Origin of the sequence: Marivita sp. S0852, from assembly GCF_046591575.1 — a bacterium.
Lineage (GTDB): Bacteria > Pseudomonadota > Alphaproteobacteria > Rhodobacterales > Rhodobacteraceae > Marivita.
The window spans coordinates 201,876-220,779 of the sequence record NZ_JBIQWA010000001.1 but is presented as its reverse complement, the minus strand read 5'-3'; the positions used below and the strand labels follow the sequence as shown (position 1 = coordinate 220,779).

The 18,904-nt window shown below is 55.1% G+C and carries 13 protein-coding genes and 1 tRNA gene; 10 read left to right on the top strand and 4 right to left on the bottom strand.

The window, feature by feature from the left end:
- Positions 1-90: 90 nt before the first annotated feature.
- Together mtaB and dapF are read right to left on the bottom strand one after the other, a co-directional pair.
- Positions 91-1,344 (bottom strand): tRNA (N(6)-L-threonylcarbamoyladenosine(37)-C(2))-methylthiotransferase MtaB, encoded by a 1,254-nt coding sequence (gene mtaB / locus ACG74X_RS01065; protein ID WP_411232090.1) that lies wholly within the window; start codon positions 1,342-1,344, stop codon positions 91-93.
- Positions 1,341-2,180 carry a diaminopimelate epimerase gene (dapF, locus tag ACG74X_RS01060; protein WP_411232089.1) on the bottom strand — a complete coding sequence of 280 codons (840 nt, stop codon included), beginning with the start codon at positions 2,178-2,180 and terminating at the stop codon, positions 1,341-1,343. The genes mtaB and dapF overlap by 4 nt, the downstream gene beginning before the upstream one ends.
- A gap of 136 nt (positions 2,181-2,316) precedes the next feature.
- On the opposite strand from dapF, the gene ACG74X_RS01055 reads away from it, so the two are divergent.
- The 4 genes from ACG74X_RS01055 to ACG74X_RS01040 all read left to right on the top strand — a co-directional run bounded on the left by ACG74X_RS01055 (position 2,317) and on the right by ACG74X_RS01040 (position 8,218).
- Positions 2,317-2,392, top strand: a tRNA-Lys gene (locus ACG74X_RS01055).
- Between the two features lie 298 nt (positions 2,393-2,690).
- Complete coding sequence (locus tag ACG74X_RS01050) at positions 2,691-6,086, top strand: hypothetical protein (protein WP_411232088.1); 3,396 nt, start codon at positions 2,691-2,693, stop codon at positions 6,084-6,086.
- 48 nt (positions 6,087-6,134) lie between these two features.
- A complete protein-coding gene (galE, locus tag ACG74X_RS01045; RefSeq protein WP_411232086.1) occupies positions 6,135-7,265 on the top strand; it encodes a UDP-glucose 4-epimerase GalE in 1,131 nt (376 codons plus the stop codon).
- A 95-nt stretch (positions 7,266-7,360) separates the two neighbouring features.
- Positions 7,361-8,218, top strand: coding sequence for an endo alpha-1,4 polygalactosaminidase (locus ACG74X_RS01040; RefSeq protein ID WP_411232084.1), 858 nt, complete (start codon positions 7,361-7,363; stop codon positions 8,216-8,218).
- Between the two features lie 46 nt (positions 8,219-8,264).
- Here ACG74X_RS01040 and ACG74X_RS01035 read toward each other — a convergent pair whose 3' ends face one another.
- Together ACG74X_RS01035 and ACG74X_RS01030 are read right to left on the bottom strand one after the other, a co-directional pair.
- Positions 8,265-9,371: a tetratricopeptide repeat protein gene (locus ACG74X_RS01035; protein WP_411232082.1), complete on the bottom strand. Its 1,107-nt coding sequence runs from the start codon at positions 9,369-9,371 to the stop codon at positions 8,265-8,267.
- Between the two features lie 149 nt (positions 9,372-9,520).
- Positions 9,521-11,242 carry a hypothetical protein gene (locus ACG74X_RS01030; RefSeq protein WP_411232081.1) on the bottom strand — a complete coding sequence of 574 codons (1,722 nt, stop codon included), beginning with the start codon at positions 11,240-11,242 and terminating at the stop codon, positions 9,521-9,523.
- A 232-nt stretch (positions 11,243-11,474) separates the two neighbouring features.
- Between ACG74X_RS01030 and ACG74X_RS01025 the strand changes: the two genes are divergently transcribed.
- The 6 genes from ACG74X_RS01025 (at position 11,475) to ACG74X_RS01000 (ending at position 18,642) form a co-directional block, all read left to right on the top strand.
- Positions 11,475-12,917 carry a polysaccharide biosynthesis/export family protein gene (locus ACG74X_RS01025; protein WP_411232079.1) on the top strand — a complete coding sequence of 481 codons (1,443 nt, stop codon included), beginning with the start codon at positions 11,475-11,477 and terminating at the stop codon, positions 12,915-12,917.
- 254 nt (positions 12,918-13,171) lie between these two features.
- Positions 13,172-13,945: a hypothetical protein gene (locus ACG74X_RS01020; RefSeq protein ID WP_411232078.1), complete on the top strand. Its 774-nt coding sequence runs from the start codon at positions 13,172-13,174 to the stop codon at positions 13,943-13,945.
- Positions 13,938-14,681 (top strand): hypothetical protein, encoded by a 744-nt coding sequence (locus tag ACG74X_RS01015; protein WP_411232076.1) that lies wholly within the window; start codon positions 13,938-13,940, stop codon positions 14,679-14,681. Before ACG74X_RS01020 ends, ACG74X_RS01015 begins: the two co-directional genes overlap by 8 nt.
- The gene (gene pelF / locus ACG74X_RS01010) at positions 14,678-16,186 is read left to right on the top strand and encodes a GT4 family glycosyltransferase PelF (RefSeq protein ID WP_411232075.1); all 1,509 of its coding nucleotides are present in this window, start codon (positions 14,678-14,680) and stop codon (positions 16,184-16,186) included. Before ACG74X_RS01015 ends, pelF begins: the two co-directional genes overlap by 4 nt.
- Positions 16,183-17,595, top strand: coding sequence for an exopolysaccharide Pel transporter PelG (pelG, locus tag ACG74X_RS01005; RefSeq protein ID WP_411232074.1), 1,413 nt, complete (start codon positions 16,183-16,185; stop codon positions 17,593-17,595). The genes pelF and pelG overlap by 4 nt, the downstream gene beginning before the upstream one ends.
- Before the next feature lie 318 nt (positions 17,596-17,913).
- A complete protein-coding gene (locus ACG74X_RS01000) occupies positions 17,914-18,642 on the top strand; it encodes a helix-turn-helix transcriptional regulator (protein ID WP_411232073.1) in 729 nt (242 codons plus the stop codon).
- The last annotated feature ends 262 nt before the right edge of the window (positions 18,643-18,904 follow it).

Genomic DNA, 18,904 nt, shown 5'->3' with positions numbered 1-18,904 from the left:
GGATGTTGAATTTGGGCCGGGATAGGCTGTTGATCATGCCATGTTGGCTTATGACCAAAAACGTTGCGCGCTTTGCACGCCCGCCGCGCTTCATACCATCAGTCGTTGACCATCATCGCCCCGAATTTTGACCGGTACGATTTGGCCCACCGGTTGGGAATCGGTGAACTTTACTTCGGTAAATTGTTCCGTCCGGCCCATGTCCGGGGCTTCCATCAGAACATTATGCGCGCGCCCATGCTGGGCACTCAGGTGTCGGGTGACGGCGATTTGGCCCAGCGCCCGCAACCGCGCCGCGCGGTCTTTGATGGCCCGTCCATCGACCTGCGGCATGCGCGCCGCAGGCGTGCCCTGACGCGGAGAGTAGGGGAACACATGCAACCAGGTTAAATGGCAGTCATCGACCAATTTCAGCGAGTTTTCAAACTGTGCCTCGGTCTCGGTTGGAAAACCTGCGATGATGTCGGCTCCGAATGTCATGTCCGGGCGCATTTTGCGGGCGTCTTCGGCAAACCGGATCGCATCATCCCGCAAGTGGCGGCGCTTCATACGTTTGAGAATAAGATCATCGCCATGTTGCAACGACAGATGCAGATGCGGCATCAGACGCGGCTCTGTCGCGATTGCCATCATCAGGTTGTCATCTACTTCGATGGAATCGATCGAGCTGATCCGGAGACGTGGCAAATCCGGCACAAGCTTGAGGATGCGCATCACCAGATCGCCAAGCTGCGGTGTCGCGGGCAAATCAGCGCCCCAAGAGGTCAGGTCAACGCCTGTCAGAACCACCTCGTTAAACCCCTTGTCCACAAGCCGTTTGATCTGATCCACGATCACACCGGCTGGTACGGATCGGGAATTGCCGCGCCCGTAGGGAATGATGCAAAAGGTGCAGCGATGGTCACAGCCATTTTGAACCTGAACATAAGCGCGTGACCGGGTGCCAAAGCCGTCAATCAGGTGTTGCGCGGTCTCGGTTACGGACATGATGTCATTGACCTGAACAGATTCGGTCTGACCGATAAAGTTGGCGGCAAGACCTTTCCAGGTATCTGGTGTCATCTTTTCGGTGTTGCCGATCACGGCATCCACTTCGTCCATCCGCGCAAAGGTATCTGGTTCGGTCTGGGCCGCGCAGCCGGTTACAATAACCTTGGCATCCGGGTTATCGCGCCGCAATTTGCGAATCTCTTGGCGGGCCTTGCGCACCGCTTCGGCGGTGACGGCGCAGGTGTTCACAACCACAGCGTTTTCCAGGCCGGCCTGAGCGGCGAGGTCTTTCATCGCTTCGGTTTCATAAGCGTTCAGGCGGCACCCAAGCGTGGTGAATTTCGGCGCGGTCATGATACGGACTCCAGCCAAGCGGCATTGAATGTGCCGGAAAACACATGGGCGGTCGGGCCGGTCATCCAAACGCCGTCGTCGCGCCAGTCAATGTTGATCTGACCGCCATCCAGTTCAAGGGTTACGGACCGACCGGTCAATCCACGACGCGCGGCGGCAACTGCGGTCGCACAAGAGGATGAACCGGATGCCAGGGTCACACCGACACCGCGTTCCCAGACACGCATGCGCACATGGTTGTTTCCAATGACGCTGGCAAATTGCACATTGGTTCGTTTAGGATACAGGGGATGGTGTTCGATCTGTGCGCCCTTATGTTCAAGATCAACCGCTTCTGCGTCGTCGACAAAGAACGTACAATGCGGGTTGCCCATGCCGGTTGCTGTAGGGCTGCCCTCAATTGGCAACTGCAATGTGTCAACCGCACGAGCCAAAGGCACATCCTGCCAGTCAAGGTGCGGGTGCCCCATATTGACAGATGTCAAGCCGCCGCCGGCATCCGACGCATGCAGCGTACCGCGCTCGGTCACCAAAACCACGTCTGACGCCCCGGTTTCCTCCATCAAATACCGTGCAATGCAGCGGGTCGCATTGCCACAGGCCCCAGCCGTCGATCCATCGGCGTTGTAAAACACAAGACGCGCATCCGCGCTATCTGCACCATCCTCTATGATGGCAAGCTGATCAAATCCCACACCCATATGCCGGTCGCCTATCGCGCGGACCAAATCCGCCGTAACACAGACCGGCTGCTTGCGTGCGTCCAGCACGACAAAATCATTGCCGAGGCCATGCATTTTCATGAATGCCAATGTGTTTGAGTCGTGTCGCGTCATGACAGCGCATATACGCCGCCAGCCCACCTGTTTCCAGTGCAGCGCCATGGCAGACTTGTGACATTGTAAAATCCCGAGCGGATTGTGTTTTTTGGGGTTGACCCATACCCGCCCTGTTTCTAAACACCGCGCCAGTGGGCCGTTAGCTCAGTTGGTAGAGCAACTGACTTTTAATCAGTGGGTCGCAGGTTCGATCCCTGCACGGCTCACCACTGACACTCTTTAGTTGTGGCAATCGCGGTGCATGACCATTTAGGTCACGTTTTTGATCTTAATGATCAACAAGCCCAGTCACTCGCCCGGTCGAGCGGAATTTCACATCGCAAAGGTGTTGGCGACCAGTACGGGCAGGGTTCATCGGAGGCGGCTGCACCTTTAGGTGGAAGTTTTTTGCCAGGACTGCGCCGTCTGTTTAATTGCGCTGCGTCCTCATTGTCGCCGATAAAGTAACGGTTTGTTGCACCCCGCCGCAACTGCCCTTCTTTGTCGCCTTTCCAACGGAGTGCTGCCTTGCCCAGCCAGATTTTACCAAAAGTCATCGACGGAACGCTTGCTGACTGGACAGACGACGAGCTGTTGTATGTGGACAGAGGACCAACGCAATACGCGCTTTATGGCGCGATGAGTTCGGACAGCCTGTTTTTTGCCATCAGTGGGGAAGTAGCAATTGGCCAGAATACGACACTCTGGCTGGATACGGATCTGGATCGAACCACCGGATACCAGATCTGGGGGTTTGCTGGGGGTGTAGAATACAATATCGAAATCGCCGGGGATGGCACTGCTGCGCTTTACACGGGCGGGGCCGGAGAGGTGTTCGTCACCGATGTTGATATTCGCTACAGCGACGACGCGACGGTTGCGGAAATCGCAGTGCCTTTGGCGGTCGCCGGGATCAGCGATGGGGTTCGGGTATTTGCCGACATCAACAACCAGGTCTTTCTGCCGGGTGATTATTCCAATGTTGACCTGATTGTCGGAAATGATGGCCAGACGCTTCCTGACCCGGTGCCTGTCGGGGCCGTTACGCTTGATGGCGATCTGGCGGATTGGGAGGGTGCGACGCTGCTCTTTACCGCTGAGGATGAATCGACCATTCGCGGTCAGATCACCGGGGACAACGCGGTGTTTGCGCTGACTGCGCCAATCCCGATCGGCGAGAATACGACACTCTGGCTGGATACAGAACTGGATCGATCCACCGGATACCAGATCTGGGGGTTTGCTGGGGGTGTAGAATACAATATCGAAATCGCCGCCGATGGCACTGCTGCGCTTTACACGGGCGGAGCCGGAGAGGTGTTCGTCACCGATGTTAATATTCGCTACAGCGACGACGCGACGGTTGCGGAAATCGCAGTGCCTTTGGCGGTCGCCGGGATCAGCGATGGGGTTCGGGTTTTTGCCGACATCAACAATCAAGTCTTTCTGCCGGGTGATTATTCCAATGTTGACCTGATAGCGGGGACTCCTGAGTTGCCACCCGGCTCACCAGATCTGAAGGTTGGCATTGTTTATTCTGAAACCTCAGCCGAAAACTATTTTAATCTGACAAATTATGGCCAGTTGGTGATGTCGGCGCAGGCCCAAGCGATGCAGGCAGGCATTCCGTTTGATCTACTTGGCGAAGCAGACCTGACAGATGCGGCTCGGCTGGCCGAATATGATGTTCTGGTTTTCCCCGGGTTTGCCAATGTTCAGACAAACCAGCTGTCCGAGATCAAAGCGGCGCTGGATATTGCGGTTCAGTCTGGCACCGGGATCATTGCCGCTGGCAATTTCATGACCAATGACGAAACAGGTGCGGCGTTGCCGGGCAATTCCTACGCGCAGATGCAATCGTTGCTGGGTGTGACGTTGGACGGGTTTGGCCTAACGGATGGCATTGAGGTGTTTGCCCGGGATGGCAGCAACCCCATTCTGGATGAGTATGATGCGGGTACGTTGGTCGATTCCTATGAAACGCTCACGTCCTACCTGAACTTCCGCGACGTGACCGGAGCAGGTTCGGTGCTCTTTGATCAGATCACCATGCTGGATGGTGTTGAAACACCCCGGGCGGCTGTTGTTGCAACTGAAATTGCCGGAAACCGGAATGTGCATTTCGCTACTGACGCGGTGATCGGCAATTCGAACATCTTGCATGAAGCGATCGACTGGATCGCCAAGGATGATATCGGCACAGCGGATGTTGCGCTGCAAATGTCGCGCAATCCATCCATTTTTTATTCGCGCAACGATATGGACCTAAGCCAACAGGTCTTTGATGTCGTGATACAGGAACCCGGCGTCTATGACAGCCTGAATGCGATTTTGGCAGATTGGCTGGATAAATACAATTTCGTGGGCTCTTACTATATCAACGTGGGTGCTAACCCGCCGGATCGGCAGACTGATTGGGAGATCTCGGCACCGCTCTATCAAGAACTTCTTGCGATGGGGAACGAGATCGGAACCCACAGCTATACGCACCCGAACGACACCAATCTGCTGAACGGTGATACACCTGAACTTTTGACGCTGTTGGACCTTGTCGATCCTCGCAATTCAGATTCAGTTGATCCTTGGGAGCTGACAGCGGCTGAGCAAGACATCCTTTTGAACTCGTATCGGTTTCAATTTGAAACCTCTGCTTTCGAGATCGAACAGCAGCTTGGCATCAACGTGACAGGAGCGGCGGTGCCCGGTGCCCCTGAAACGCTCGATACGTCGCGGGAAATAATTCGTTTTTTCGATTATATGTCCGGCGGATATTCCGGCGAGGGGGCGGGCTATCCCGGCGCTTTCGGATACCTTACCCCAGATCTTCAGGATGCCGTTTACCTTGCTCCGAACATGTCTTTCGATTTTTCGCTCATTCAATTTCAGAACAAGACGCCAGAAGAAGCAGCGGCGATCTGGAGCGAGGAATTTGCTGATATCACCAACAATGGAGCCACGCCGATCATTGCCTTCCCCTGGCACGACTATGGTCCGACCGAGTGGGGGTTCGGCGGAGAACCGTCGCTCTACACATTCGAAATGTTCGACAATTTTCTTGCGGGTGCACACGAGGCCGGGACGGAATTTGTAACCGGGCAGGATTTGGCAGAACGCATCGCGACCTTTGAGGACAGCGAATTGACCTTGAGCCGCGCCGATGACGTTCTTATGGCGAACATTGTTTCCGGCGATGCGGCGGGACGTTTTGCGCTGGACGTCGGCGAACAAATCGCGTCGGTGGCGGGCTGGTATGCCTGGGACGACACACAGGTCTTTCTGCCACAGAACGGTGGCCAGTTCGATATCACCTTGGGCGTCCCGACGGATGATGTTACGCGCCTGACTGCTTTGCCAGACCGCGCGGAACTGGTGTCGGTTACAGGGGATGGCCGCGAGTTGCATGCGGTGATCTATGGAGATGGCGTGGCGTCACTTAGTCTCGCTCCGGTTTGGGACACGGGTGCTGTCATCATACGGGGGGCCGAGGGGGCATCCAACTGGACCGGTAGCACGCTAGATGTTGTGCTGGACGGTGGCATGAACACGTTGGTCGTAGACCATGTCGATCAAGGTACGGGTGGCACCGCGGCGACCGAAATCATCATCGGTGGTTCTGCCGACGACATTATTGACGGTGGCGGTGGCGCGGACTGGCTGCTTGGGGGTAATGGAAAAGACGGTTTCATTATCAATTCCGCTTCGGCCGGATCGGTGGTGCTGGATTACCAGCCAAGCGAGGACAACTTGGTTTTCGCCCCGGAAACCGTTTCTGAACTGTTCCACTGGTCAGATGAAGCAGATGCATTGAACGATTTTGTGGATCACGACGGCGATGTTCGTTTGATGGATGGAGACACTGTGTTCCTGACCCTTGTCGGGCTTCAAAGGAGCGAGCTGGACGCCTGTGACATTACTTTCGCGTGATAGAAAATAATCGGTCTCGAAAGACACGACGAGCGCACGGAGACGGCAATGACAAAATGCATACTGGCAACCGGAGGTGCGGGATATATCGGCTCTCACACGACCGTCGAATTGTTAAATGCAGGCTACTCTGTTGTTATAATCGACAACTTCGAAAATTCTGCCCGTGATGCTTTGGCAGGCGTGCCGAAAATCACCGGCGGCGGTAAGATTTGGCTTGTTGAGGGGGATGTTCGAAACGCACGTCTTGTTGCTGATGTCATTCAGCGTCATTCAGTCGATGCGGTGATTCATTTCGCCGGCAAAAAGGCGGTTGGCGAGTCTGTCGCTGATCCTCTGCTCTACTACCACGACAATATCAACGGTGCGTTGTCGGTCTTGTCGGCGATGCGTGGGACGGGATGCAAAAGATTGGTCTTTTCCTCATCGGCCACTGTGTATGGCGACGCCAAGGTGCTGCCGATCCCAGAAACCGCGCTGACATGTGGCCAGAACCCGTATGGACGCAGCAAGCTGATGATTGAAGACATCATCGACGATTTTGTTGTGTCCACGGATGATTTTCATGCTTTGTCACTGCGCTATTTCAATCCGGTTGGGGCACATCCGTCCGGCTTTATCGGGGAAAATCCCAACGGACCGCCTAACAACCTTTTTCCCTTTATTGTTCAGGCGGCAGCGGGCATGCGCAACAAAGTGCAAATATTTGGAAACGACTACGAAACGCATGATGGCACGGGCAGCCGCGATTACATTCACGTGGTTGATCTCGCCCGGGGTCATGTCGCGGCGGTAGAGCATCTTTTTTCACAGATGACCAATATCTTGCCACATCGAAAGGTGAACCTGGGCACCGGGAAGGGGCATACCGTGCTTGAGGTGCTGAATGCTTTTTCAAAAGTGTGCGGGTTTCAGATACCTTATCAGATCGGTCCACGCAGGCCCGGAGATGTCGGTCTGTCCCTTGCCGATCCGTCGCTTGCGTCGGCCCTTTTCAATTGGAGTGCAGAACTTGGTCTTGAGGAAATGTGTCGGGATCACTGGCGTTTCCAAGTTGCGATGATGGAGCCGCGGATTAAACGGCGTAATCGGATCGGAGCAGACGCTCGCTGGGCAAATCGCGTCCTGGAAGATTTTGAAAGCTTGAGCATAGCCGACGGCAAAAGCGCTCTGGCATGACAATGTTCGGCCACGCGTTGCTACCCATGTGTCTTTTAGCGTCACCAGTGATCGGCATGGCATGTGAGGTGTCGCAGGACGACCGCGCTGGAAAAATGCAGGACGCGCTCCAAAACGGATACGGGGTGCAATATTGGGGGCCGGATTTCAACGCTGACACGCTGAACGACACCTCACACGGTTTGCTCATCATGGAAGCGGCGAAAGTCGGAGCGCTTGATACATCCGACGGAAAAGAGCGTTTCTTCACGCCCGCCGAAATTCAGACTATTGGACAAGACGGCTCACGGCCGGTTCTGGTCTATCTGAATTTGACCGAGGTCGAGCCTTGGCGCGATTATTGGCCTTCCGACAGGTCAATCCCAAGCTGGGTTGGACCAGTCACCGCGCACGGTGACAAACTTGCTGCATTCTGGCAGCCCGAATGGCGCGGCATACTGCACGAACGTGTGGAACGCTTGTTGGCCACCGGAGCGGATGGTCTATTTCTTGATGATGTGTTGAACTATTTCGTCGCGGGATCATTGGTTTCAGGATTGCCGGACACCCCCCGCAGCATCGAGATGTCGGCTGCTGTCATGTTAAACCTTGTCAAAGAGATCGCGTCGAAGGCGCGAGAGATCCGTTGCGATGCACTGATCGTTGTCAATAACGGCGTATTTATTGGTCGCGATGCACCAGCGTCGGCGCGTGATGACTTTGACGCTTACCGCGACGCGATTGACGGCATCATGATTGAAGACGGGTTTGGCGCGGCGGACCATCCTGACCTGCATGCCGCTTTGACACAAGATTATCTGAACCGTGGTATATCCGTTTTATCTTTGGATTTTGCTTCCAATGACCAGGCCAAGATTATCGCGCAAAAGGCCCGCGACAGGGGATATGCGCCGTATATCGTCCCAGATGGCAGCTTTTCATATCTTGCACCGCCCGCGTCCCATTATCGGTGATTCCGATCCCTGCTAACGGGCTGCCGCACCTGTGGCAAACAACTTGTCACCGACGAAACATGGCGGCGATATCTGTATCGCTCTGAGACAGAGCGTGCAGCCGCTCCAGATACCCGGTGCCTCCGAGCTCGCTTGCAATCGCACGCCAGAGTACCGGGTCGGTTTCTGGTGTCGCCGCCTGCCGCAACGCGTCAAAGGCAGCATCCGGAAACTGCTTCCAGATCGCCCATGCCGCATCGACGAGTGGCACCGATTCAAGACGATCATCTGAAAGCCAATGGCGATATGGCAAAAGTGCCTGCCCGCCCCCGTAACGGACCAACGGTAAAAGATATTGGAGCTTCAGGTCGTCCGGAACGTCTGAATGCCTTAGGGTTGCTTCTAGCAGACCAACATCGGCGCTCCGATCGGCATAAAAAACAAGCGCATCCCAACTTTCGCGATCGGGCGGCCCGGAGATTGACCACGGCTGCGCCAACATCCGTGCGGCACCAAACAATTCGACCCGAGAGAGCGTCGAGACCAGAAGAGGCCGGGTTTCGGGAGCGCTGGCAACCATTTGCGACGCAATTGCGCGGGACTGCTGTGGTATTGTGGCTATGATTGTCGCGATGGGCAAAGCAAGAGCTTCGGCATTTGGCCCGTCAAGCCAGCCCGCCATCGTCTTTACAAAATCGTCAGGATCGTCCGCAGATAAAGCAAGTGCTGCGTACCGTTCGGCTTGCTTTTTTGCGTCGGTGCCGCCCATCTGAACGGCGGTTTCAGCCAGTGCACGGGCCTCCGACATGGCACCTTGGGCTGCCACGATATCAACCAGTCGCAATCGTTCGAATCCGGTGAGGTCGGCAAAATCGACAGCCTTCAGCAATGCCCGTTCCTTTTCGCCGTCGCCCAACTGACGATAGAGATGTCCCAATCGTTGTCTTTGAACAGGATCGTTTGCCAGCGAAGATGCTCTTTCAAAATGCTCACCTGCCAATTCAAGGTCGCCCGATCGTAACGCAAGGTTGGCGCGCGCAGTGGCGATTGCATTGGTCTCGCCAAAGCGCTTGGCAAGAGAGGCCAGCAAGGCATCCGCCGCCTTTGCATTGCCTGATGCTGCGGTAAGTTCGGCATGACGAAACGCCAGTTGTGGCGTAAGCTGGTCGCCCATAGCGTCCAATCTTGCAAGCGACCCGGAAGGCGGCAGGGAGGCAAGTTCTGCTTCTTGGCCCAACTCTCCTTTAGGTAACAGGATAAGCGCTGCAACTGCACTCAACCCGGCCAATATTATCAGTTTCAGAAATGCGTCGCGCTCGTGCATCAGTTGCACCCCACGGCGAATGTAAGGGTTTTCGGCGATTTGGCGCTTGGCAAAACAACGCGCCATTTGCCGTTTCCGACCGATGTCACGGCAAGCAACGTGCTATCGGCTGTCACCTCAGGCCGGTGCATAGCGCGGAATATGATGTGGCCATGACCGACAGCAGAGATCTGCGTCTGACAGCCAGCAACGCTCATGTTGGCAAGGGTCGGTCCTGCTTCGACGATGCCGATCATTTGCCCGGTCAATACGATATCGGTGTCACTGCGCGGGGTCAGCGCCATAATTGGCGCGTCGTGCGCGGGATCGACAGTCACGAACAGCGATGGGCCAAAGCGTCTGGCACCAAGGACACCTTTGCTTTTTTCTGCATCCAAGGCCCATTCCTCGGCCCGGTCGACACGTACTGTCTGCAGATCGCCCCGATCACGGATGTACCATGTGTTCGATGTTTTACGAACAAGCCGCGTCGACGCTGCGCCGGCAAGCCATGCCGCGTAACGTGAGATATCCATGGCATTGCGCATCGATGATGAGTGCACCTGTCGTGCGTTTTTGATCGCTTCGCGGGCGGAAAAGTTGAGCAGGTCATCGGCGCGCATGACCAACGTATCGGGTCCAGACGGCCAAGGGATATCGCCTTGTGCAGCGGCTGTATTGCGTTTGTGCAGCCCTGACGCATCGCCAAAAGCGGGCTCTCCGTGCTGGAATGACAGGGTTGGCGGAATTATCTGGGGTGTCGCGTGCAAAGCGCCGGCTTTGGAACGTGACAGGCGTAGCGAAAAAGATGTCTGAAACTCGATGCCATTTGCACTGGCAGTGATGGGGACCGGAACGACATGCGACCTGTCTGCAAACGCGACACCTGCGTCGAATGCGGCCCTATCTTCAAGGCCGGGCTGAATTTTTGGATCTGGCCAGCCGAACGTGACGACGGGTCCGTCCGAACCGAGTATGTCGTTGGCGAATTCGTGCGCCGCTGTTCCCAGAGATGACTGCACGGTGGCTGCAGAGCGCTGGCCCCACCCATCCGCAAGCAAAATGGCCAATGCGATACGTCGGCCTTGGAATACGGCCAGGTCGGGTACGGGTCGTGGTCCATGGCCGGTAGAGGCTTCAACAATGCGGTCCGGGTTTGCCGACCAGATGGTTGGCCCGCGCGGGTCTTGTGCGACAACCGACTTGTCAGACAGCCAGGTGCGGGTCTTGAGCTGGAAGCCCAGAGCACGGCGCGTGCCATCTGTTGCTTTCAATGTTGCGAGAGGCTCGGCGCTATCCGGAAGCGTTGGCGCGATGAGCCGACTCGGCGGTATCGTGATAAGCTCTTGTTTTGCGAACCATTCCGGGGCGGTTTCCAACCGTGCTGAGGTTCCATCATGCAGGATTGCGATGTCAGTTTCATTGGTGCCAAGCCTGGTCCAAAGTGCTTGGCCACCCGGATCTCCGATCATTACCTCGGGCAGACTGCTGCCGCATGTGTCGGATTGAGCGTCCAGCCAAATACTCAGACCGGACGGGTTCGGCACTCTGCCATCGAACCAACTCAACACTCCTGCAACATCGACCATGGAAAGCGCGTCAGGAAGAGGTTGGGACACGTCGATATAGATCGGCAATAATCCGTGCTTGGAAAGTGTTGCGTTCAAATGCCGAGCGATGCGGCCTTTTTCCGGAGCCGGTTCCTGACGCCCATCAATTAACGCAATCACGTATTTCGGCATGGCTTTAGCGGCAAGACAAGCCGCGGAAAGAATCGTCGGCATCACCCAAAACTGCAGACAAAGAGCAAGCCCCAGCCAAAAGTTGGCGAAGGCTCCGCCTTTGGGATGAGTTTGGCTGGCCATATGGATAAGAATCAGACCTAATGTAGAATTGTGGAGATTTCTGGGCAAGAATACGGTAGTCTTAACATCAAGTTAAGGCATTGAGTGCGTTGGCAAAGAAGGGTCTGGAATGTTAAGCACGATGCTCTCGAAGGCTGGAATTGGCCTTGCTGCCCTGATGGTTTTCGGCGGTATTGAAACCTTGCCTTCGTTGGTTGGAGACAACCGAGACACGTCACTGGCCACAGCCATGACGGTCGCAACGGACTCTATGGTGCATCGTGCACGGCACGAAACCGATATGCCCGACAGCATGGTGTCGTATGTGATGTTGAAAGAAACTGAGCCGCAGAGCCGAGGTCTGCTTGATCGAATATTGTCTGGCAACAGTTGCGACAGCGGGAGTGACGTCGCGGATCGCGCAGTTGTTGGCGATCATCTGACATTACGTGTTTTTGAACATTCCGAGAGCAACTTTGGACGATTTGAACGGCGCGACCTTTCGGGCACGTTTGCCGTCGGCTCCACCGGAGAAGTCGCCATCCCCGGCATTGGGCGTGTGCCTGCACAGGGCAAGCCTTTGACGTGCCTTGAGACGGCCGTCAGAGATGCTCTGTCATCACAGATGAAACTCTCGACGACAGTGACAGCCTCTTTTGCCAAGCGCCCACCGGTGCTTGTAAAAGGAGAGGTGATTTCCCCCGGTAGTTATGAGTACGATCCCGGGTTAACGGTGGATAGGCTCCTGGCAAAGTCGGGTGATGGCAGCAGCAGCTCACACGCCGCACTCCGGCGCAGCTTGGAGGCGCGTCGTGAAGAATTGCGCACATTGCGGTCGGGGCTTTTACTTCGTCAGAAGCGCCTTTCTGCACAACGTGCACCTGAAGAGACATTTCCTTTGTTCGACGGTACGGTTGACGTGGCGATCCGCCAAATCGAAGATGATCGGATCAGAAGCGAAGTGGCAGTGCTGGAAGCTGCGGCAAGCGAGCGGGAAATACGCGAGGCACGTGACAGCGCAAGACGCGCAGAGCTTGAAGCGACGCTCGAACTGGCGAATTCGCGACGTTCGATGGTGGCGGCACGCTACGAAGATCTAAAACTCAAACGCGATGCGCTGGAACGTGAAGTTTCAAGCGAATGTCGCGGTCGATGCAACTCGAACAGGCATTTCGCCGAGTTGCGACTCGAGAGCATGAATGATCAGGTGGCGGACTTCGCTCTTGTCTTGCAGGATGCCGAGACGCGCGTGATTGAAGCCCGCCATGCGGTAAATCGCCATGACAGAACCATTCAACTGGAGCGCGCTGAAAGCAGCAAAGCCTTGGCTCTCGATATCGTCGAGACCCATGTGAGGCAGAGCGCGATAGATGCTGAATTGGCATCTGTGGAGCAACAATTGAGGGCGCTGGGCGCTTTAGCAAACCGTGTCGTGACCGTGAATCGTCAAAACGGAGATGATATCCGTTTGGTTGAGCCCAATGAGACCACGCGTTTACTACCGGGCGACATCGTAACGGTCGGCACTGCCGGTGATACGCCACTGGTTTCAGCGGAGAGGGTTCTCAGGTGAGGACGCTGACCGAAAGGGAATTGGCGGAGGAACCCCCAAGCCGAACCTCACGCAGCAGCACCTATGATATGTTGCGTGGGCTTATTGAAGCAGCGGTCCTGCTGGTGTTGATTGCCGGTGCCGAACCGCTTTTGTTTGGGGCCGGATTTTACGAAACTTTGAAACTACATCCTTTTTGGATCGTAATTCTGATTGCGTCTTTACAGCATGGCCCAGGTGTTGGCATCGCAACTGTGGCTTTGGCGACGTTCCTTATGGGGTGGCCGGACCGATTTGTTGGTGAAGACGCTGCTGTCTATGCCGCTCGGGTCGCGGTGCTTCCCCTTCAATGGCTCGTCGTGGCTCTTATTGTCGGGTTGTATAGCCAAAGGAAAATCCTCGAAACGGAAGGTTTGCGGGAAGACGTCAAAAGGCTCGAAGGGGTCTCCGATAGCCTTGCTGCGGAAATCGAGAGGATGGACAGTCTCGTTCTGGACATGGAGCGTGGTTCTGCTGCCCGGATCGGCACCGCAGCACAGCAGGCCACAGTCGACGTGCCGACGAGCCAAACCGTTTTTACGCAGGCCTTGCCTGTCCTTGCTGCGCTTGCAGGCGCACGCGGAGAGGAACTTCCCGCGAGCTTTGAAGCGGCGTCGTCAGCTCTTTTCGAGGGGCCCGTCGCACTGATCGCAGCCGCACCAGGAGAAGATCCGTTATTTATCGGGAGTGCCCCTGACTTGGGCTGTAACCCCAAAGACATGTCCGCTGCCCTGGTTGCCTTACTCGGAAACAGAGGCACCGGCGCGGTAAATTTGCAGGATGCCGGTCTTGATGCCGATGGCGCTGCGCGGATCGTTCAAAAACGCGCGCATGTAGAGCATGGATTGACGGCAACGGTTATATTCTTCGCTAACACCCGCACAGAAGCTGACGCGGGAGCGGAGCGTCTCGACCTCATAGCCGAGATGGCCCGCATCGCGATTGACAGGATTAGCCTAGATCTTGGCCTCGACAAAAGAGCGCAAACGCTCTCTCAGAAACGTGCCTGACATATCATTGCTGCGCAGAGCTGCCGCGTTTTTCTTAACGCTGGGTGCGGTTTTGGCGGTGACTATTTCCATTTATATTGGATTTTGGGCGGCAGTGATATTCTACGGCGCATTTTCGGTTTTATTATGTGGTGTGCTACGTGTTTTTGATCGGCATGGTGCGGTGTTTTTTGCCATTTCCGCGTTGACGCTTGGCCCGTTTGCCGGACCGATCATTATGATCACGACTGCTTCCGCATGCAAAACAAATCTAAAACCATTCGACACGCATCGAAACAGTCCAAGTGTTACGCGGGCCGAATTCATTCTTCAGGAAATTGCAGAAGGCCGCCGACCCCGAATTCGAGATTCGTTGGAGCCATCGTTGGAGGACGTGTTCAACTCCGGCTCGCTGGCGGATCAGCAAACGGCTTTGGCCGCGATCGTCAGACATTATTCAGCTGATCTTCGGCCTGTTCTAGAGCGCGCGCTTGCCTCTGAAATCCCTGCAGTGCGTGTTCAAGCAGCGACTGTCTTTGCACATCTGCGGGACACATTCGCCGCGCGTGCCCGAAGGCTCGCGAAAGGTGAACACGCATTGTCTGGAGACGCGCTGGAAGCTGAAATTTTGGCTGTGTCGGCCTCCGGTTTTATAGACCCCGCAGAGCTGGACATCGTGCTTCGCCCGGTACTCGCACCTGGATCAAGACCAGTTTCGGAAAAGCCGAAACTCACAAGTGAATTGATTTCGACATGACAGATATACGCAGCGCAGATGTGTGTTTGGTGGTTGAAGGATGTTATCCATTTGTCGCTGGTGGAGTGTCGTCCTGGTTGGATTGGCTTATCCGGGAGCAGAAAACCAAGAGTTTTTCGGTGCTCGCTATTACAGCGGACGACACTGTGCGTGACTTGAAATACGACCTGCCGGAAAATGTTCTGGACCTGCAGGTCTTGCCCCTTAGCACGACACAAAAACCGCCCCGACTGGGAGGTCCGAAAATCGATGCTTCGATGTTTGGAAACGCGCTTGTGCGACTATGGGAAAATGGTGACGCGGATGCTTTTGATACGCTGTGCGACCTTGCGACGACGCCGGTGCGTCGTGGGTTTCCGTCTGTACCAGGTCGCACCTTTCGTCCTGACCATGCTGACCTGATTTCTTCCAGACCAGCTTGGGAGGTCATTGAAACCTGCGCGACCCAATTGGCACCAGAAGCCGCTTTTTCGGATTTTTTCTGGGCTTGGCGCACGCTGGTTGGCGGCATGATCTCTGTACTGACATCACCTGTTCCGCCGGCACGTATGTATCACGCTATTTCAACGGGATATGCGGGGCTTTTTGCTGCGAGAGCCGCGCGGGAAACCGGCGGGCGGTTGGCGATCACCGAACATGGCATCTATACCAATGAACGGCGAATCGACATGATCATGGCCGACTGGCTGAAAGATCACGTTCAAAAGGGCTTTACTCTTAAGGACCCACGGCGGGATACCCGTGATCTGTGGATCGCAATGTTCGAGAGTTTTGCCAAAATCGCCTATGTGAAGGCTGATCGTATCACAACGCTCTATAGCGCCAATCAAGGGTTCCAGCGCGCATTGGGAGCCGCTGAAAATCGTCTTTCTGTCATTCCGAACGGCATTGCGTTGGAGAGGTTCGATGAATTGAAACCCCTGTCCAACAAACCGCGTCCAGTTGTCGGGTTAATCGGACGGGTGGTTCCGATCAAAGATATCGAAGCCTGTATCCGTGCGGCGGCACTGATCCGCGAGTCTGTGCCGGACGTCGAAGTTTTGGTAATTGGACCGACAGATGAAGATCCGGAATATTATGATGCCTGCAGAAAACGGGTGTCTGAGCTGAACCTCGACACGACTGTCCGCTTCATGGGGCGCATGGATATTTTTGAAATTCTGACGTCGCTTGACGTTTTGCTGCTGACCTCGATCAGCGAGGCGCAACCGCTTGTGCTTCTTGAAGCCGGTGCTGCGCGAATTCCGTGCGTCGCAACCGATGTCGGGTCGTGCCGCGACATCATAGAAGGGCCGGAAAATGAAACACCCGCGCTTGGACGCGGTGGATTCGTTGTGCCGCCAATGGACCCGGATGCGCTCGCCGCCGCGGTGATCCGCCTTTTGTCGGACGATGCGCTGCGCGTTGAATGTGGTGAAGCCTTGCGTACTCGGGTCGAACAAAGCTTCACCTCAAAATCCTCTTCGGCCGCCTACGCCGCGCTTTACGAGGACCTTGTTGCATGAGCTCAAACCCCTCTCTCCGGCTGAAACTGCAAGCGGTGCTCAGGCAGGTTGACTGGTGGCTGGACGGCCCCATCCTGAGTCCGCTTCGCAGCCTGATCGCCGCATTGGTTCTGGCGGCAGGTCCTTGGCTTCTTGTGATCGTGACTTTGATCTTGATCTCGTGGATCGCCGAAAACCGGTTCCCAGACGAAGCTCTGGAGGACATGCGCCTAGCTGTGGTCTATGCATTCATGCTCGCCCCCATTGTCGCCGCACCGGTAGGTATTATCGCAGCGCGAACGGTTGCGGATGCAGAAATGCCGCTCGAACCGTCGGCCATTGGTGCGCTGTTGCTGGTGGCGTGTGGCGTGGCCGGGCTTACAGCCGAAGCCTTGGTGCTGATCGTCGTGCTGGTTCTTGGGTTGTCGAACCCGTCGTTGACGCTCGCTTTTGCATTACTCACATCGATCTCCGCAATGATGTGGGTGGCATTTGCAGTTCTGGCGGCGTGCAAAGCGCGTCGACGTTTGATCCTTTCGTTCAGTACGGGTTTGATCATTGCCCTTGGGCTGAGCGTTGCGGTTGCAAATCATGCAGGCGACGCGAGTGTATTGGTCTGGTGTTTTACAACGGGTATCGCCTTGTGCCTTGCCCTTTGTCTTGAACCATTCTTACAGACCGGACATCAGCTCGCCAAATTGCGCGAGGCCGGTGTTCAGCTGCGCATTTGTGCCAGGAAAACATGGCCACTTGCGGTGGGTGCCTCGCTGGCGATAATGGGAATTTGGGCCGACAAATGGGTTGTTTGGTTTGGGTCTGGTGGTCAAAGTTCCGTCGCCGGTTTCCGGCATATGCCCACCTATGACAGTGCATTGTTTCTTGCTCAGCTATCTGCACTGCCCGGGCTTGCAAGCCTGGCTATTTATTTCGAAGAGCCTGTGCGCCGTGCGATGGATCGGTTTTGGGCAAAACTGTCCAATGGGGTGACGTTGCGCGCAGCAAAATCGTCAGGACGGGCGGTATCGGAAATGATCTGGACCGGTGTCTTTCGAATCATGATGACGCAGTTCGCGGTTTCTGCCGCTCTGTTGTTGTTGGCCCCTGCAATTGCATCTGCCATGGGCCTGAGGCTTGATCAGTTTTTGATTCTTCGAATGGGAATCGTTGGCACGTTGCTGCACGCACTGTTTCTTGCTGCCTCTGGCATCCTGGTATTGTGCAATGCCAAAATGGCGTTTCTGGTTGTGCAAGCCGCGTTTTTGGTCGCAAATTTTTCTCTTAGCGCGATTTTGACATCCGTGATTGGTGTGAATGCGCTTGGATTCGCTCTTGCATCCGGATTGGTCAGCATGATCGCATGTTTGGTCGCATTCGAAACAACCAAAAAGATTGTTGGGCATTTATTCCTTTTTGGAAATGATTCCATCTGAAATGAAATGTGAGATTCGGTGCCGGCTCAAAGATGTTGTGGGACGGCGCTTGTAGATTTTCCAAGCGCAAACATAGGCTTAAATGGTAGTTTTGCAATCGAAATATTCTCGTTCAGGTTGTGTAGCTGAATTATATTCGGCTTATGGCGCCAGGCGATAGCTTTTTAGCACTTTAGATAATCCGACTTTGCGAATATAATACGCATGACTCCCGTTTACGAAGTAATCGCTGACGATTCGTAGCAGGTTTGTGCCCTAAATCATTCTGGCCGGTAATTGGTGCCGTTGATGAGCATATAAACAACAGGATTTTTTTATATGTCGGAGGAAGGAAGACACAAATCATATTATGAATATGGGATCATGGTAATAAATGATTGCCCGTTACGTCGCGCCGCCTATTCGGCACTTTTCAAGCTTTATGGTTCCAAAACTGCTGTTGTGGGCAAGAAGGATGTGGAAATACCGGAAGGGACGTCCATCCCCGACGGAGGTGCCCTCACTCTGGTGGTTTTCGGCAGCGTTCTCATCAGCAGTGTCGAAGGCCGCGCCAAGCTCGAAGCTGTATTGCAAAACAGCACAGGCCGCGTGGTTGCGCTGGTTGAAACCCACACTGCAGAATGCGTTTCCTACGCGCTCGACATGCAGCTGGCAGGTGTTTTAACGACATCTGAGGAAACGTCAGTGGTTTTTGCAGCGCTCGATTTTATTGCTGCCGGCGGTTGTTACATCCCGCACGCTCCTACGGAAACCGACGGTACGCAGGACGTGTCGCTTCTAAAAGACAACGCGGCTCGAATGTGTGATCACGAACGGAATGAGGCGATCACCAAAGAGGTGAGCAAAGCCCTAACTAGCAGACCTGCTTTCACCCGTCGTCAGAATGACGTGCTGTTTGACCTTGCGCATGGGAAATCAAACAAAGCGATTGCGGCAAATTTGGGTATTTCCGAGGCGACAGTGAAAAGCCATATCCGCCAGGTCATGATCAAGCTGAATGTCAGGAATCGAACCCAGGCGGCATTATTGGCGCGGGATCTTGTGTAATATCTTTCGTTGTACACCTCATCTTCATAGAATCTACGTTGTATAGGCAAAGGCGAGGTTAAGCGCGCCGAAAAACCTTGGGTTTACCTTTTGAAAACGAAAAGAGATATGGCACCGGTTGCAGATGACTTCCTTTTCTTACTCACCGGGGCCGATCAAACAGATGGCGGACGCGCGTACGGTCCGGTTTTCGACCAACTTCTCGCCTCTGAAACGGACCTTATATTCCTGGAAACAGGTTTGACGTCACGCGCCGCTGGCA

What these genes read in the sequence shown, in the direction of transcription:
- mtaB (WP_411232090.1), bottom strand. Translation starts at nt 1,344, where the DNA reads ATGACCGCGCCGAAATTCACCACGCTTGGGTGCCGCCTGAACGCTTAT.
- dapF (WP_411232089.1), bottom strand. Translation starts at nt 2,180, where the DNA reads ATGACGCGACACGACTCAAACACATTGGCATTCATGAAAATGCATGGC.
- galE (WP_411232086.1), top strand. Translation starts at nt 6,135, where the DNA reads ATGACAAAATGCATACTGGCAACCGGAGGTGCGGGATATATCGGCTCT.
- ACG74X_RS01040 (WP_411232084.1), top strand. Translation starts at nt 7,361, where the DNA reads ATGCAGGACGCGCTCCAAAACGGATACGGGGTGCAATATTGGGGGCCG.
- ACG74X_RS01035 (WP_411232082.1), bottom strand. Translation starts at nt 9,371, where the DNA reads ATGGGCGACCAGCTTACGCCACAACTGGCGTTTCGTCATGCCGAACTT.
- ACG74X_RS01030 (WP_411232081.1), bottom strand. Translation starts at nt 11,242, where the DNA reads ATGCCGAAATACGTGATTGCGTTAATTGATGGGCGTCAGGAACCGGCT.
- ACG74X_RS01025 (WP_411232079.1), top strand. Translation starts at nt 11,475, where the DNA reads ATGTTAAGCACGATGCTCTCGAAGGCTGGAATTGGCCTTGCTGCCCTG.
- ACG74X_RS01020 (WP_411232078.1), top strand. Translation starts at nt 13,172, where the DNA reads ATGGGGTGGCCGGACCGATTTGTTGGTGAAGACGCTGCTGTCTATGCC.
- pelF (WP_411232075.1), top strand. Translation starts at nt 14,678, where the DNA reads ATGACAGATATACGCAGCGCAGATGTGTGTTTGGTGGTTGAAGGATGT.
- pelG (WP_411232074.1), top strand. Translation starts at nt 16,183, where the DNA reads ATGAGCTCAAACCCCTCTCTCCGGCTGAAACTGCAAGCGGTGCTCAGG.
- ACG74X_RS01000 (WP_411232073.1), top strand. Translation starts at nt 17,914, where the DNA reads ATGTCGGAGGAAGGAAGACACAAATCATATTATGAATATGGGATCATG.